General features: G+C 67.4%; 17 protein-coding genes. 9 read left to right on the plus strand and 8 right to left on the minus strand.

All coding sequences use genetic code 11. The annotated features are described in order from the left end of the window. Positions 1 to 470 precede the first annotated feature (470 nt). The gene (locus NGM10_RS12525) at positions 471 to 1,847 is read left to right on the plus strand and encodes an NAD(P)/FAD-dependent oxidoreductase (RefSeq protein ID WP_253479271.1); all 1,377 of its coding nucleotides are present in this window, start codon (positions 471 to 473) and stop codon (positions 1,845 to 1,847) included. Positions 1,848 to 1,860: 13 nt separating this feature from the next. Here the strand turns inward: NGM10_RS12525 and NGM10_RS12530 are convergent, their stop codons facing one another. After that, complete coding sequence (locus NGM10_RS12530; RefSeq protein ID WP_253479273.1) at positions 1,861 to 2,394, minus strand: hypothetical protein; 534 nt, start codon at positions 2,392 to 2,394, stop codon at positions 1,861 to 1,863. Between the two features lie 46 nt (positions 2,395 to 2,440). Beyond that, on the minus strand, positions 2,441 to 3,031 hold the full coding sequence (locus NGM10_RS12535; protein WP_253479275.1) for a DUF6149 family protein: 591 nt from the start codon (positions 3,029 to 3,031) through the stop codon (positions 2,441 to 2,443). Positions 3,032 to 3,135: 104 nt separating this feature from the next. Between NGM10_RS12535 and NGM10_RS12540 the strand changes: the two genes are divergently transcribed. Then, positions 3,136 to 4,386, plus strand: a complete 1,251-nt coding sequence (locus NGM10_RS12540; RefSeq protein ID WP_253479277.1) for an NAD(P)/FAD-dependent oxidoreductase — start codon at positions 3,136 to 3,138, stop codon at positions 4,384 to 4,386. Between the two features lie 85 nt (positions 4,387 to 4,471). Here the strand turns inward: NGM10_RS12540 and NGM10_RS12545 are convergent, their stop codons facing one another. Next, complete coding sequence (locus NGM10_RS12545; protein ID WP_253479279.1) at positions 4,472 to 5,401, minus strand: hypothetical protein; 930 nt, start codon at positions 5,399 to 5,401, stop codon at positions 4,472 to 4,474. Between the two features lie 151 nt (positions 5,402 to 5,552). On the opposite strand from NGM10_RS12545, the gene NGM10_RS12550 reads away from it, so the two are divergent. The 3 genes from NGM10_RS12550 to NGM10_RS12560 all read left to right on the plus strand — a co-directional run bounded on the left by NGM10_RS12550 (position 5,553) and on the right by NGM10_RS12560 (position 6,613). Continuing rightward, positions 5,553 to 5,789 carry a DUF7120 family protein gene (locus NGM10_RS12550; protein ID WP_253479281.1) on the plus strand — a complete coding sequence of 79 codons (237 nt, stop codon included), beginning with the start codon at positions 5,553 to 5,555 and terminating at the stop codon, positions 5,787 to 5,789. Between the two features lie 121 nt (positions 5,790 to 5,910). After that, on the plus strand, positions 5,911 to 6,135 hold the full coding sequence (locus tag NGM10_RS12555) for a DUF7979 domain-containing protein (protein ID WP_253479283.1): 225 nt from the start codon (positions 5,911 to 5,913) through the stop codon (positions 6,133 to 6,135). 64 nt (positions 6,136 to 6,199) lie between these two features. Next, complete coding sequence (locus tag NGM10_RS12560) at positions 6,200 to 6,613, plus strand: DUF7124 domain-containing protein (protein ID WP_253479285.1); 414 nt, start codon at positions 6,200 to 6,202, stop codon at positions 6,611 to 6,613. Between the two features lie 3 nt (positions 6,614 to 6,616). Here NGM10_RS12560 and NGM10_RS12565 read toward each other — a convergent pair whose 3' ends face one another. Next, entirely contained in the window at positions 6,617 to 7,009 is a 393-nt protein-coding gene (locus NGM10_RS12565) for a type II toxin-antitoxin system VapC family toxin (RefSeq protein WP_253479287.1), read from the minus strand. Between the two features lies 1 nt (position 7,010). Further along, complete coding sequence (locus NGM10_RS12570; RefSeq protein ID WP_253479289.1) at positions 7,011 to 7,247, minus strand: antitoxin VapB family protein; 237 nt, start codon at positions 7,245 to 7,247, stop codon at positions 7,011 to 7,013. Positions 7,248 to 7,393: 146 nt separating this feature from the next. Here NGM10_RS12570 and NGM10_RS12575 point away from each other — a divergent pair, with 146 nt between their 5' ends. After that, positions 7,394 to 7,927, plus strand: a complete 534-nt coding sequence (locus NGM10_RS12575; protein WP_253479291.1) for a DUF5815 family protein — start codon at positions 7,394 to 7,396, stop codon at positions 7,925 to 7,927. Positions 7,928 to 8,014: 87 nt separating this feature from the next. Next, complete coding sequence (locus NGM10_RS12580) at positions 8,015 to 8,236, plus strand: hypothetical protein (RefSeq protein ID WP_253479293.1); 222 nt, start codon at positions 8,015 to 8,017, stop codon at positions 8,234 to 8,236. Positions 8,237 to 8,250: 14 nt separating this feature from the next. On the opposite strand, the gene NGM10_RS12585 is transcribed toward NGM10_RS12580, so the two are convergent. After that, positions 8,251 to 9,210: a diacylglycerol/lipid kinase family protein gene (locus NGM10_RS12585; RefSeq protein ID WP_253479294.1), complete on the minus strand. Its 960-nt coding sequence runs from the start codon at positions 9,208 to 9,210 to the stop codon at positions 8,251 to 8,253. 53 nt (positions 9,211 to 9,263) lie between these two features. On the opposite strand from NGM10_RS12585, the gene NGM10_RS12590 reads away from it, so the two are divergent. Continuing rightward, entirely contained in the window at positions 9,264 to 10,031 is a 768-nt protein-coding gene (locus NGM10_RS12590; protein ID WP_253479296.1) for a CehA/McbA family metallohydrolase, read from the plus strand. Positions 10,032 to 10,107: 76 nt separating this feature from the next. On the opposite strand, the gene NGM10_RS12595 is transcribed toward NGM10_RS12590, so the two are convergent. Together NGM10_RS12595 and NGM10_RS12600 are read right to left on the minus strand one after the other, a co-directional pair. After that, complete coding sequence (locus tag NGM10_RS12595; protein WP_253479298.1) at positions 10,108 to 12,231, minus strand: hypothetical protein; 2,124 nt, start codon at positions 12,229 to 12,231, stop codon at positions 10,108 to 10,110. Between the two features lie 177 nt (positions 12,232 to 12,408). Continuing rightward, positions 12,409 to 12,822, minus strand: a complete 414-nt coding sequence (locus NGM10_RS12600; RefSeq protein WP_253479300.1) for an Lrp/AsnC family transcriptional regulator — start codon at positions 12,820 to 12,822, stop codon at positions 12,409 to 12,411. A 102-nt stretch (positions 12,823 to 12,924) separates the two neighbouring features. Between NGM10_RS12600 and carA the strand changes: the two genes are divergently transcribed. Next, positions 12,925 to 13,998, plus strand: coding sequence for a glutamine-hydrolyzing carbamoyl-phosphate synthase small subunit (carA, locus tag NGM10_RS12605; protein ID WP_253479302.1), 1,074 nt, complete (start codon positions 12,925 to 12,927; stop codon positions 13,996 to 13,998). Positions 13,999 to 14,076: the final 78 nt, after the last annotated feature.

Consider the following 14,076-nt stretch of genomic DNA (forward strand, 5'->3'; position numbering starts at 1 on the left):
TTTAGGTGCGGAGAGGTGTCGTGAGAGACACTTGATCGTTCTTTTCGAATCGGGGCTGAGGAAGATTCGAGGCGATGAAGTCTTCGAAAGCCCCTGCCCGCTCGCCACTGGAGGACAAACCGCGTCCTCCAAGCCTTCGGCGTCGCCGAAGACACCGGCAGAGCTTCGCTCTGCCGAGCCCTCGTTCGCGCCGTCGGACCTGCAGTCCGACGAGCCCCCACTCGCTTCGCTCGCGGGGACTTCGCTCACGAGGAGGCCGCTCGCCGACATATCCTCCGCTCACTTCGTTCGCTCCGGATAGGGGGTCGCCGAGACGACCAAGACGGACGCGAGCGGGCGGCCCCTTTCAGTCCACCCAAACAGTGGTTCGCGCCGCCGAGCGTGACATAACGTGGATATCTCCGGCCACGCGCGACGCGCGGGTCGGGCGAGTAACAAGGCATTTGCCGACCCGCACCGAACCGAAGCGCATGATAGGTGTCGTCGGCGGGGGAATCGCGGGTCTGGCAACCGCGTACCGCCTTCAGCAACACGGCCGCGACGTGCAGGTGTTCGAAGCCAGCGATCAGGTCGGCGGGCTGGCCGCGGTGTACGAGACCGCGGGCGACCCCGTCGAGAAGTTCTACCACCACCTCTCGGCCTCGGAGGAGACCATCATCGACCTCGTCGAGGAACTGGGACTGGGCGACGACCTGGTGTGGCCCATCGGGAAGAACGCCTACTACATGGAGGGCACCGTCTACCCCCTCGACAAACCCTGGGAGATAGCCGCCTACCCGTACATGAGCACCTACGACAAGTTCCGGCTCGCGATGCTCACGCAGGAGATAGACGTGCGCGGCGGGATTCCGACGTTCGACACCTACGAGAATCTGGAGGACTTCGAGGACGTGCCCATCAAGGAGTTCCTGCTCGACCACACCACCCGCGGCGTCTACGAGAACTTCTTCGAACCCCTGCTCGACGCCAAGTTCGGCGACCGGAAGGAGGACGTGAGCGCGGCGTGGTTGCTGGGCCGCATCAAGTTTCGGGGCGAGCGCGACCTCCTCCGGGGCGAACCGCTGGGTTACCTCGAAGGCGGGTTCGGCCGACTCCTCGACGCGCTCGTGGCCGAGGTCGGCGAGGAGAACATCACCACGAACGCCCGGGTCGCCGACCTCGCCGTCGGCGACGGCGAGGTCGGCGAGATGACGGTCGAGGTGGGAGAGTCCTCGGCAGTCGAAGGGGCAAAAGCAGAGGCCGACGGTGGGGTCACGACCGAGACCCACGAGGTCGACGACGTGGTGGTCGCGGCGATGCCCAACGTCCTCGAAGCGCTCACCGGCTACGAGTGCGACATCGACTTCCAGGGCGCGGTCTGCGCGCTGGTGACGATGGACGAGGCGCTGACCGACACCTACTGGCTCAACGTCGGCCACGACGCGCCCTTCGGCGCGCTCATCGAGCACACCAACTACGTCCCGCCGGAGAACTACGGCGGCGACCACCTGCTGTACATCGCCAGCTACATTCAGGACTACGAGGAGGACCTCTGGCAGATGGACGAAGACGAGGTCCGGGACCTCTGGCTCGGCCACGTCGAGGAGATGTTCCCCGACTGGGACCGCTCGCACGTCGAGGAGTTCCGCCTCGCGAAGAACCCCCGCGCCGCGCCCATCTACGAGCGCGGGTACCTCGACACGGTGATTCCGTACGACCTCGGCGAGGACATCGCGGACGGAATCTACTACGCCGGGATGGCGAGTCGGGCGCAGTACCCCGAGCGAAGTCTAAATGGCGGCATCGTCGCGGGGTTCGAGTGCGCCGACAGGATTGCGGGGCGGAAGGAAGTCGTGAGTCCGGAGTAGTCCCCGCGTTCGCTCACGGCAGTTCGTAGAGGTCCTCGCGCTTACGTTCGAACTCGGCGACCGTACCGCGAGAGACTTCCCGGTAGTCGGTCGCCCGCATGAACTCGGTGAGAGTCCCCGTGAGGTCCGCCACCGCCGTCAGGAACTCCGTCGTCTCGACGACGTACTGATGGTCTCCGATGGGGTCTCCGAGGCCGTCTTCCATGTCGATGTAGATTCGGTCGTTCGCCAGCGCCAACTCCCAGTCGATGTACGCACAGCCACGGATTCCGCAGGCACAGCAGAAGTAATAGCCGTCGTCGTGAGCCGTCTCGAAGAGCGACTCGATTCCCTCGTGGAACGCCGTCACCGTGTCGCTCAGGTCGAACCGCGACGGAAGCTTGTTCTTGTGGGTCAGTTCCTCGCCATTCAAATGGACGTGAATCGTCGCGAGGACGTACTCGTCGAACAGCCGTTGGTACTCGGGTCGCTCGGGTTTCGAGAGGCCGCACGCCTCGAACTCCAGCTCCCGAATCTCGGTTCGACCTCCACCGTCGTCGTCGCTCATCGGTGACGGACGTGGTTCCGGGTCGAACAAATAGCTTGGGAGGTCGTTACGCCTCTGCGTCCTCGTCCACGCCGGGCGCTCGGCTCACGTCCACCTCGTCGGGTTCCTCCCACCCACCGACGCGAACCTCGCCGTCCGGCCCCTCGACGTACACGTCGTCGGCGAACCCGCCCTCGGCGTAGGGGTGTTCGGGCTCTTCGAGTTTCTCGGGCGTCGAGGGCGCGTCCGGAATCCCGGCGGCGGGCGCGAACTCCCCGAGCGGGTCGTCGATGGAGATGCCGTGGCGCTCGAAGAAGGTCTCGTAGCGGTCGTAGTGGTCGCCGAGTTCGTCGACCGGGAACTCCATCATCTCGGTCCAGCCGTGGTTGTAGAAGTCGAAGTTGGCCTGGACGTGGGTTATCTCGCGGGCCTCGGCCTCGGGCGCGCCCTCCTGCAGCGCGGTCAGGTAGGTGTCCATCGTGGCGTCGAAGAAGGCGTCGAGACGCTCGCGGCGCTCCTCGCGGCGGGCTTCGTCGGCCTTTTTCAGGAAGATGTCGGTGTGCATCGAGACGAGCTTGTCCTTCACGATGTCCGAGACCACGGGCAGTTCCAGCGCCTTCCGGGACGCGAAGTGGCGGGCGTTCTGGCGAATCTTCATGGCCGGACGTTGGGGCGCGAGTCCTAAAAGGTCGTCTGTTGGGCAACCCCTCGCACGATTCGCAGATAGCAACCCACTTTAACCCCGATACTGAAGATTCGGCTATGAGCGAGTCGTACGTGATAATCGGTGACGGTATCGCGGGGAGCTCCGCAGCGGAGACCCTCCGCGAGCAAGCCCCGGATGCCGACATAACGGTCATCACCGACGAAGGTGAGGCCCTGTACAACCGAATCCTCATCAAGGAATTCGCCAAGGGCAAACTCCCCGAAGCGCCAATCTCCATCCACGAGCCCGAGTGGTACGACGAGCGGGACATCGACCTCGAACTCAACACGTTCGTCACGTCGGTCGACACCGACGCCCACGAGGTCCACACCCACGACAGCGGGACCTACGAGTACGACAAACTCCTCGTGGCGACGGGCGGCACGCCGACCAGCCTGTCGAGTTTCGGCATCGAGAACGCCGACGCCGACGGCGTCCACCACTTCTGGACGTTCCAGGACGCCCGGAAGATACAGGAGAACGCGAGCGAGGCCGACACCGGCGCCGTCGTGGGCGCGGGCCTGCTCGGCATCGACCTCGCGGCGGTCTGTGCCGCCCAGGAGGTCGACGCCCACTACATCATGCGGGGCAACCGCTGGTGGCGCTACGGCCTGAGCCTCGACGGCGCGGAGATCATCCACGACGCGCTCGAAGAGAAGGGCGTCGAGTGCGTCTTCGAGAGCGGGGTCGAGCGGTTCGAGACCGACGACGAGGGTCGCGTGGTCTCGACCGTCGACGCCAACGGCGAGGAGTTCGACAGCGACTTCGTCGGCGTCGCCATCGGCCTAGACTTCAACACCGAGTACCTCCAGGGGACGGGCATCGAGGAGGACAGCGGCATCGTGGTCGACCAGTACATGCAGACGAGCGTCGAGGACGTCTACGCGGCGGGCGACATCACGCGCTACTACGACGTCATCCTCGACGAGTACGCCCAGAACGGCTCGTGGGGCTCGGCGAAGGAGCAGGGCCAGATCGCCGCGAAGAACATGGTCGCCGACGGCGAGGAGGCGGAGTTCCGCTGGGTGTCGTCGTACTCCATCACCCACTTCGACTTCCCGTTCCTCAGCTTCGGCTTCCCGACGCTGGGCGACGACGAGTGCGAGCGCAAGTACAGCGACACCGAGTGGCGGCGGCTCGCGTTCAAGGACGGCAAGCTCGTCGGCGGCGTCCTCATCGGCGACATCGCCCCGCAGGGCAAGTACAAGGACCTCATCCGCCGCGAGGTCGAGGTCGCCGACCAGAAAGAGGTCCTGCTGGAGAAGGACTTCGACCCCGAGGAACTGGCGATTCCGCCCGAGCAGTAGGGAATCGCGCGACCACGAACTCTCGATTTTCTCGGCGACGAGGACCGTTCGGGTCACCGAGCGCGTCGGTCTCGGAATCCGCGGCTCACCAGCCCTGCACGCCAGCCTCGAAGACGAACACGACCGCCTGCCCGGTCGCCAAGAGGCTCGCGTACGCGAGCGCCGGGACGAGCAAGCTGTCGGTTCGGTCGTACGCGTAGGCCGCGAGTCCGAGGACGGCGACCTGCGTGGTCACGAACAGGCCGCCAGCGACCGACTCGACCGCGGCGACCCCCGAGAGGGCGGCGACCCCGAACAGGACGAGCGCGGGCAGGTACGACAGAGCGCGTAGCCACCGCCGACCGACGCGGTCGGCGGCGAACAGTGCGACGCCGATGGTGGCGACGAACAGCACCGCGCCCCCGAGCCGCCCCCGCTCGGGGAACGGCGAGAGGCCGCCGCGAGCGCTCAGTAGCAGGAAGCTCGCCACGGCCGTCGTCGCGACGACCGCGATATCGCCGTCGGTGACCCTCCCGAGACTTCCCTGAACGACGACCTGACAGGTCAGCAGGTAGCTCGGGACGCCGACGAACAGTCCGAGTCCGGTGACAACGAGGAACGGTTCGAGGGGAACGTCGGCCGCGACAGCGGTCATCGTCAGCGACCCGTACGGGACGCCGGTGAGCGCGCCGACGAACTTGGTGAGGCCGACGAGGACCGCGGGGAGCGCAATCGCGACCCCGACGAGCGGCAGGTCGTCGGCCGACGGCAACGCCACGCCGACCTCGATGTCGCGGAGCGTCACGTACGCCCCGGCGAACAGGAAACTCCCGGCGAGTAGCAGGCTTCCGCCGAGGAGACCCTCGACCGGAAGACCACCGGGGAGCGACAGGGCGTCGACGGCCGACGACGCGACCGTCGACGCGGTGTGATGCCAGAGAGCGAATCCGCCCACCGCGCAGACGGCGAACGCGAGTTCGGTCGCAATCGGGTGGTTTTCCCGGCCGAGCGTGGGGCGGGAGGCTCGATTCGACATGGTTCCGCTTTCAGACGCGATGACATTAATGTTTTGACGTTTGTGGCGCGGTTCGCGTCGTGTTTCGCCCGTCCCGTACGCGGGCGGGGGGACTCGGCGACACCTGCTTGAACCCAACGTTGTTGTGGCTGGAAGCGGTACGTGACGGTCCATGCCCCAGCTCGAAATCGACCTGTCGGACGACATGGACATGCAGATAGACCAGCTGGTCTCCCAGGAGGAGTTCGTCGACCGGCAGGAGGCCCTCGAAGAGATGCTCTCGCTCGGCATCAAGGAGTACCAGACTACCATGGGAACCGAGACCCGCGACGAGATGGAGTTCGCCGACGAGATGATGGAGACCACGGAGCGCTCGCTGGGCGAAGACGACGACGGCTACCGGTTCTGAGCCGACCGCTACCGGATTCGCGTTCCGTTTCTGAATTCTGGTCGTTGATTCCGGATGGGGGAAGGTTTAAGATACTCCAAGACATTTGCTATCATGTAACACGATGTCATCGAACACGACTATGGGAACCGACGGGGACGCCCGCACCCTGCGCGTCCACCCGACGACCGCCGCGCCGCCCGGCACTCCCGTGCGGCACTTCGACGAACTACCGGAGCGCGCACAGCAGTTGCTCGCCGAACGACCCGACCGAGGGACCGTCGCGGTCTCGCCCGAACTCGCCGCGACGTTCGCCAACGAGCCCGTAGTCGTGTTCTCGGAGTACCTCCGGGTCGAACGCGCGTAGTCGGGCCGTACTCGCCGAGGGCGGGACCGAAGGCGTTTTGCCCGCCACGCGCGGAGGGGGAGATATGAACGGAAGCGGCGAGATGACCCTCGCCTTCGAACTCTCGGCGCTCGAAGAACTGGCCAGCCCGGGCACGGTGTTCGAGGACGCCCGCCGGTGGAGCGAGTACGTCGGCGTCGTCTCCGACAAGCCCACCTACGTGGTGACCAACTTCACCCGCAAGAACCGCATCCGCCAGGACTTCTTCTCCGGCCCGAAGGGGAAGGGCGAGAGCCTCGAAAGCGTGCGCGAACAGTTCGACACCGACCGCCACGTCTTCGTCGGCACGACCGACGACGACCGCGACCTCGCCGACGAACACGAGTGGGAGTACCTCGACGTGGCGGAGGCCGCCGAGGCCGCCGAGTGGCGACTGGCCGAGGAGGTCGAGACCCCCGCGACCGAGGAGGACGAGGACCAGCGCGACGACTGGCCCTGACGGTCAGTAGGTCGCGACTTCGACGCCAGCGATTCGCTCGAAATCGGAGACGTTCCGCGTCAGTACCGGTTCGTCCACGATAGCCGCGGTCGCCCCGATGATAACGTCCCCGTCACCGAGGGCTTCGCCGTCGTTTTCGAGTTCGCCCGAGATACGTCCTGCCTTCTGCATTACCGCCGAGTCTGCTGGCTGAACGGGCTTGGTCGTGAGTACCTCCTCGACGGTTTCCCGTTCCTCGTCCGGTTGCTTGGATCGTGCGACGCCGTAGTAGAGTTCGAACAGCGTCATCGCCGAGAGGCACTGTCGAACCGGATTCTCCTCCAGTTCGTCGGCTCTGGCGACCGCATTCTCGTCTCCGCGCATCAGGTCGGTGAGGAAGGACGTGTCGAGCAACACGCTACGTCTCCTGAAGCCGGTCGGCGACGGCTTCTAACTGCTCTCGCCGCCGTTCTCGGCGCTCTTCGATGGCGTCTTCGAGCGCGTCGGCCTCCTCCTCGGAGAGGACGCCCGCGAGCTCCGACAGCGACCGCTCTCCGGCGAGACGGAGGACGACCTCCGAGAGCGTCTCGCCCTCGCGCCTCCGAACCTCCAGCCGCTCGTACGCTTCGTCCGAGAGGCGGATGCTCTTAGACACGCCCGTCCCTTCGCGTAGCGACGATTTCAGTTTTCCCGTTTCATCACGTCCCGTGTTGGTCCCGGCTTCGTATTTGAACCCTCGAACCTCGCCATCCCGACGGCGTAGTCGCGGCCTTTAAACGCCCGAAAGCCCAATCGATTCGCATGGCAGAACCGCGCGTTCCGGGCGGCCGCGGGGCCGAGATCGAGCTCCCCTGCGGCGAGTCGGTCCACGTCCACGACCTCGACATGGGCATGCGCGAGTACGACTGCGCGTGCGGGGACTCCCACGCGGTCGTCACCGACGTCCATCCGCCCTCTCGATTCTTCCCCGAGTTCCTGGTCGCCATCCTGCGCGAGACCATCGACACCGACGACGACCTGGGCGAGTTCGGCACGCCCCACGTCATGGGCATCGTGCTGGAGGAGTTCCCGACCGAGGTCGTCAGCGAGAACGTCGAGGACGACCAGGACGTGGGGTACGCGCTGGTGTGGGTGACCGACTTCGACTCGCGTCGGCTCCACGAGGTCGTGGTCGAACTCGTGGTCGAGCTCATGGAGCACGCGGTCAGCCACGCCGAGGACGACGACGCGATGGCCCGATTCGAGGAGGACATGCTGGACTTCGACGTGTCGGCGTTCGTCGAGCAGTACCGCCGGGAGCGCGACTTCACCGGGCCGCACGACACCCCCGCCTGAGCCGCGGCGACTCGCCCCGGCGGCGGGGCGAGTCGTCAGACGCTCGGCTGACTGAAAACTAAGTGTGAATCCGCCCGAATATCCGGTATGGTCCGTCGAGCGAGGAAGTACGAGCGGATTCGCACCGTCCTCGCCGAGGCCGACCCCGACGAACCCCTGACGGCGCGCGAGATACTCCAGTTGCTCGACGCCTCGGACGAGCAGTTCGACAGCGCCCACCAGATCGCGACCGTCCTCGGCCGACGCGCGCGCGACGGCGACGTGACCGTCATCCGGTCGTCGCCGTACCGGTACCGGCTCGAAAACTGATTCGGCGCTGACTCCTACTCCGGGTCGGGTTCGTAGTCGTCGCCGACGCACAGTTCCAGCGCCTTCGGCCGCGTCCGAATCGCCAGCGAGCGGTACTCGCCGATCTCGCCGTCGAAGCTGAACCCGACCGGCTCGTCGCGCCGGACGGTCACGTCGAGTTCCGACGCGAGCAGGCGGGTGACGCTCTCGGTGTCCTCGCCGAACAGACGCTGGACAGCCGCCTCCTCCAAGAGATTTCTCGGGGGCGTCCGCTCGACGATGGTCACGTCGAGTAGCCCGTCCTCGACGTCGGCCTGCGAGCGCCCTTCCGCGGGGAACCGCCGGGCGTTGCCGACGAGGACCATGACCGCCTCGCCGTCCCACGTTTCTTCGCCCTCCGGGCCGGTCGCCTCGACCGCGAGCGGGAGAGCGTCGAAGTCGGCGACGGTTCGGAGACCGCTGACGACGTAGGCCAGCACGCCGAGTCGGTCTTTCATCTCGGAGCTGGTCGAGGCGCTGGCGTCGGCGGTCACCCCCGCGAGACAGGAGTTGAGGAACAGGCGGTCGTCGGCGGTCGCAACGTCGATGCGGCGTCGCTCGCCGCGCTCGGCGACCTCGAAGGCGTGGCGCACGTCCTCGACGCCGACGTTCTGCGCGAAGTTGTTGCCGGTGCCCGCCGGGACCACGCCGACGGTCGTCTCGTCGAGCGCGTCCGCCGAGTCGAGCCCCCGGACCACCTCGTTGACGGTGCCGTCGCCGCCCGCGGCCGCCACGAGGTCGGCCCCGGCGAGCCCCGCGATGCGGCCGAACGCGACGGTCTCGCCGTCGGCCTGGGTCTCCAGCACGGTGTAATCGTACTCGTCGGCGAGTCCGCGGACCCGGTCGCGGTGGTCACCGTTGCCGCTCGTGGGATTCAACACCAGAACGCGGTCGAGCGCGGCGTCGGTCGCGTCGGCCGCGGCGCTCGTCTCCGTCTGCGCCCCATCCCCGGACATACGACCTAACAGGGGGCAGAAAGCCAAAGGTCTACCGGCGCGTCACGTCTCCCGTGTTCACCGTCGACCTGCACGCGCACACCCGGTTTTTCCACGGCCACGAGCGACTCGCGCAGCACTACGACCCGCTCGGCGTCCGCTTACTCGCCGGAGCGGCCCGGATGCGGGGACTGGACGGGGTCGCGCTCACGAACCACGATTACTACCGCGAGTTCGACCTCGGCGCGCCGAGCGCGCCGAGGCCGAACCCGAGAGGCGGGCAGAGGCCGACCCCCGCGTCTGGCGGGGGTCGCTACGCCGCCACGATTCCCGGCATCGAGGTGACGACCACCCACGGCCACGTCCTCGTGGTCGGGCCCGACCCCCCGCGCCGGACCGGACCCGGCGAACTCACGCCCGAGGAGACGGTCGAACTCGCCCACGACCGGGGGTGTGCCGCAATCGTCGCCCACCCGTACCGCAACAGCACGGTCCGGAACGTCGAGGCCGAGTTCGACGCCATCGAGGTCAACGGCAAGCACCCCCGGACCGAGGAGTGGGTCGCGCGACTCGCCGCGAACCACGACCTGCCGCTGGTCGGCGGTAGCGACGCCCACTACCCCGTGGAGGTCGGTCGGGCCTACACCCGGGTCGACGCCGACGAACTCACGCCCGAGGCGGTGGTCGAGGCCATCCGGGACGGCCGGGTCGAACCCCGGGTGCACCGGGGCGCGCTCAATCGGACGGTCAGGTGGTTCTACCGCGAGATTCACGAGGGGAAGGGGTACCTGCAGGAACCGGAGTGGCTGGAGTCGCCGGGGCTCGGAGAGCCGCCGAAGTAGCGCCGTTCTGCCCGTCCACCGTGGCCGATGACCTTCGGGTCGGCGTGGCCGCTCCGTACGGACGCCGTTCAGGTCCTCAGAGCTTCTCGGCGGCGCGCGCCTGCTCGGAGCGACGCCGTGCCTGGTCGAGTCGGCGGTCGGTCGCCCGTGACAGTCCGTCCGGGAGGTCCCCCTCGGCCTCGGCCAATCGCTCGGCGACGCCTTCGAGTCGGGTTTCGACCGCGCCGAGCGCCTCGTCAGCGCGTCCTCGGTCGTCGGACTCGGCGCGCTCGGCGGCCCGCCGTGCGGCGTCCGAAACGGCGGCCAGCGCCCGTTCGAGCCCGCGAACGGCGTTCTCGGAACCGCCGCCCTGCTGGCCGTTCCCGTCGTCGTCATCGTCGTCGGGCGCCGCCGCGGCGACCTCGCTCCGCGTCTCCTCGGCGATGTCGGCGAGGAACGTCGCCAGAGAGGACTTGCCCGTCCGCGGCTCGTCGATGCGAACCGCCGACTCATCGGCGGGATTGACACGGAACGCGCCCACTTCGTCGTCGGTGTCTCGGACCTCGGTCGTGTACGCGCCGCCGCGGTGGACGTAGACGGCGTCGGGGCCCGACAACGGTGCGTCGTACAGCCGCCCCGCGAAATCGTCCTCGACGGCGAGGTCGCTGAGGTCGCGGTCGGTTTCGCGCGGGTCGACCTCGAGCCTCGTCGCGTTCTCGCGGGCGACGAGCGGTATCTCGCCGTCGACGCCAGCCACGGTCGGGGCGTCGTCCGTCCCGACGGAGACGGCCTCGCTGTGCGGGGCGACGCCAGCGCCGTTGACCGTCAGGCGGTGGTCGCCCTCCGGAACGTCGTCGACGACCGCGACGCCGCCGAACGTCGGGACCGATTCCGGTTCGCTCTCCAGCATCGCGACCGCCTCGACCGACGACTGTTCGGTCGTCAGCCCCTCGTCCTCGGGGGCCTCGTCGGCGGTGACCGCTTCGGTGACCGTCGCGAACACGCGGTTTATCGGAGCGGCCTCACCAACCGCGTCGTAGCGGTCGGCCAGCGCCTCGCGGTGGTTCGGGTCGGAGATGTCGGCGGCGGGGTCGTCGTAGCGCGGTTGGTCCCACGGCGCACCCGTCGTCGTGATGTGGCCCGCCATGGCGTCCTCGGCGAAGTCGGGTACCGAGAACTCGAAGCTGAGTTGGGGACCCGTGAAGTCCTCGATGTGTTCGAGTTCGCTCGCGGGGACGAGCTCGTACTCCACGTCGGCCTCCGCTTCGCCCCGCCGGGCGTGCTGGAAGACCAGCCCGGTCTCGCGTTCCGGCAGGTCGGTCGGCGGCGAGGTGAGCGCGTCGAACGACCGGACGGTCAGGTCGCCGTCGATGAGGTCCGACCGCTCGACCGACGGGAGCCGCTCGTGGTCGTACAGCGGCGCGCCGTCGAGCTCCGGGACGACGAAGGGCAGTCGCGACCCCTCGTCCCGGGGGAGGCCGTACGCGATGGGAATCTCCGCGAGGTCCTCGACGCCGTCGATGGCACTGTTGGTGATGTCGGGCAGCACGTCGTCCAACTGCAGTCGCTGGAACGCGTCCCGTTCGTCGTTGAGCGACAGCGCGCTCGAATGGGAGCCGAGTTCCGAGAGGATTCGCGGAACCATCTCCGGGTCCGGGTCGAGGAACTCGTTGTTCGGCACCTTCCGGGAGTGCGAGCTGGCGACGTAGAGTTGGGGCTCGCCCGCCGCGGTGGTGCCGGACCCCGTCGAATCGCGCTCCTCGATATCGACGAACACATGAAGCACCTCCCAGTCGTGCCAGTGGAAGTTCGTCGTGAACTGGTCGAACGCGGAGTAGTACCAGTACTGGACGACGGCCAACGACGAGTCCTCGTATCGGACCCCGCGATAGAACACCGTCGGGTCCGGCGGCGTCTCCGCGTCGCCGTAGCGTTCCGTGTAGCCGTCGAGCGCGTCGAACCCGTCGACGACGGTCTCGCCGCCCGCGTCGGTCTCGTAGGGACGCGGGTCGGTCGGGAACCACCGTTCTTCCTCGTCGAAGTACAGCGTCGGAGCGAACGCCACGGCCAGGTCGCGAACCGTCTCGTCATCGAGTTCCGTGGTCGGTTCGTCCTCGTCGGCCTGGAAGAGCGAACAGCCCGCCAGCGACGCGGCTCCGCCACCGGCCAGCGCGCCGAGGACCGTCCGGCGGTTCACCGCCGGACGGTCGTCACCCGGCACGAGACCACCGACCGTCGGCCGGTCCGTCGAGCGGGGCCGTCTTCCGTTGGTCCGGTGACCGACCCGGTGCCGTCGCGAGACCCTGCTCCGAGTTCATACCCACGGCTGTCACCGACGGAAGATAGGTCTTTTGGAGCGTGAAAGCGGCGGATGTGCGTTCCGTGGCGCGCGACCGGGTCACCCCAGCTTCTCGTCCAGAATCAACCTCGTCTTCGTGTTCACGACTTCCTCTAGTTCTCGGGCGCGCGTGATGAGTTCGTTGACGCTCTGGGTGTCGGCGGCGTCGACCACGAGCACGATGTCCTCCTCGCCCGATACCTGCCAGACGAAGTCCACTTGTCCCCAGTCGGCGACCTTCTCGCCGAGGTCGGAGGTGTTCACGTCCACCGCCACGTCGAGTTCGATCATCGCCTTCACGTTGCCGGTCCGGGTCGAGACGGTGAACCGCTCGATGACCCCCTCGTCGGTCATGCGCTCGACGCGGTTGCGCACCGTCCCCTCGGAGGTCGAGACCTCCTCGGCGATCTCGGTGTAGGGCTTTCGGGCGTCTCGTCGCAAAATGGTCAGTATCTGGCGGTCGAGTTCGTCCATCGAGATGCGTGAGTAGATGGGGGGACCACTTGATGATTACGAAATTCGTAATCTCGCTACGAAAGCAAGGTTTATCACCCGTGGTTTCGTATGAATCTCGTAATGTCGGACGCATACGTCGCGCTGGAGGGTGGCAGCGTCGTGGAGGCGCGCTGTCGCGCTCCGGGCACGTCCCGCGGGGAACTGGTATTCACGACGGCCTACACCGGATACGAGGAGAGCCTGACCGACCCCTCCTACGAGGAGCAGATTCTCACGTTCTCGTACCCGCTCATCGGGAACTACGGCGTCCGAGAGGAGCGATTCGAGAGCGACCGCGTCCACCCCCGCGCCGTCGTCGCGCGCGAACTCACCGACGACGTGGCCGAGTGGCTCGAATCCGAGGGTGTCCCGGCGGTCGACCGTCTCGACACCCGCGACCTCGTGGGCCAGATTCGGGACGGCGGCGCGATGAAGTGCGGTATCGCGGCCGGACCCGACGCCACCCCCGAGGACGCGACGGCCGCGCTCGCCGACTGTCCGGGCATGAGCGACCACGAGGACATCGGCGCGCAGGTCAGCGTCGCGCGCACGAAGACCTACTCGGGCGACGGGACGACCGACACCGAGGTCGCCCTGCTCGACTGCGGCGCGAAGGGAAGCATCGTCGACTCCCTGCTCGAACGCGGTGCGACCGTCCACGTCCTCCCCTACGATACCCCGCCCGGGGAAGTCGCCGACCTCGACCCCGACGTGCTGTTCGTCTCGAACGGGCCGGGCGACCCCGCGAACTTCGAATCGGCGCGGGCGCTGGTCGACGAGTTCGTCGGCGAGGTCCCGCTCGCGGGCATCTGTCTGGGCCAGCAGGTCATCGCCCGCGCGCTCGGCGGGTCGACCGAGAAGATGGACTTCGGCCACCGCGGCGTCAATCAGCCTGTCCGGGACCTCCGGACTGACAGGGTCGTGATGACCACCCAGAACCACGGCTACACGGTCGCCGACCCCGGCGACCTCGACGTGACGCAGGTCAACGTCAACGACGACACCCCCGAGGGGCTCGAAAGCGACGACCTCCAGGTGCTGACCCGCCAGTACCACCCCGAGGCGAACCCCGGCCCGAACGACACGCTGGGCTTCTTCGACGACGTGCTGGCGATGGCGGGCGAGGAGCGTCGAACGCCCGTCGCCGCCGACTGACCGAGTATAATCGCATCCCCGTCGTTCTCTCCTCGTCCCCGCTGAACGAGTAAAGATATTTCTCTCTCCTTGGGAAAG

It is taken from the genome of Halorussus salilacus (genome assembly GCF_024138125.1).
Lineage (GTDB): Archaea > Halobacteriota > Halobacteria > Halobacteriales > Haladaptataceae > Halorussus > Halorussus salilacus.

What these genes read in the sequence shown, in the direction of transcription:
- NGM10_RS12555 (WP_253479283.1), top strand. Translation starts at nt 5,911, where the DNA reads ATGGGAACCGACGGGGACGCCCGCACCCTGCGCGTCCACCCGACGACC.
- NGM10_RS12545 (WP_253479279.1), bottom strand. Translation starts at nt 5,401, where the DNA reads ATGTCGAATCGAGCCTCCCGCCCCACGCTCGGCCGGGAAAACCACCCG.
- NGM10_RS12585 (WP_253479294.1), bottom strand. Translation starts at nt 9,210, where the DNA reads ATGTCCGGGGATGGGGCGCAGACGGAGACGAGCGCCGCGGCCGACGCG.
- NGM10_RS12575 (WP_253479291.1), top strand. Translation starts at nt 7,394, where the DNA reads ATGGCAGAACCGCGCGTTCCGGGCGGCCGCGGGGCCGAGATCGAGCTC.
- NGM10_RS12600 (WP_253479300.1), bottom strand. Translation starts at nt 12,822, where the DNA reads ATGGACGAACTCGACCGCCAGATACTGACCATTTTGCGACGAGACGCC.
- carA (WP_253479302.1), top strand. Translation starts at nt 12,925, where the DNA reads ATGTCGGACGCATACGTCGCGCTGGAGGGTGGCAGCGTCGTGGAGGCG.
- NGM10_RS12580 (WP_253479293.1), top strand. Translation starts at nt 8,015, where the DNA reads ATGGTCCGTCGAGCGAGGAAGTACGAGCGGATTCGCACCGTCCTCGCC.
- NGM10_RS12530 (WP_253479273.1), bottom strand. Translation starts at nt 2,394, where the DNA reads ATGAGCGACGACGACGGTGGAGGTCGAACCGAGATTCGGGAGCTGGAG.
- NGM10_RS12550 (WP_253479281.1), top strand. Translation starts at nt 5,553, where the DNA reads ATGCCCCAGCTCGAAATCGACCTGTCGGACGACATGGACATGCAGATA.
- NGM10_RS12525 (WP_253479271.1), top strand. Translation starts at nt 471, where the DNA reads ATGATAGGTGTCGTCGGCGGGGGAATCGCGGGTCTGGCAACCGCGTAC.
- NGM10_RS12560 (WP_253479285.1), top strand. Translation starts at nt 6,200, where the DNA reads ATGAACGGAAGCGGCGAGATGACCCTCGCCTTCGAACTCTCGGCGCTC.
- NGM10_RS12535 (WP_253479275.1), bottom strand. Translation starts at nt 3,031, where the DNA reads ATGAAGATTCGCCAGAACGCCCGCCACTTCGCGTCCCGGAAGGCGCTG.
- NGM10_RS12540 (WP_253479277.1), top strand. Translation starts at nt 3,136, where the DNA reads ATGAGCGAGTCGTACGTGATAATCGGTGACGGTATCGCGGGGAGCTCC.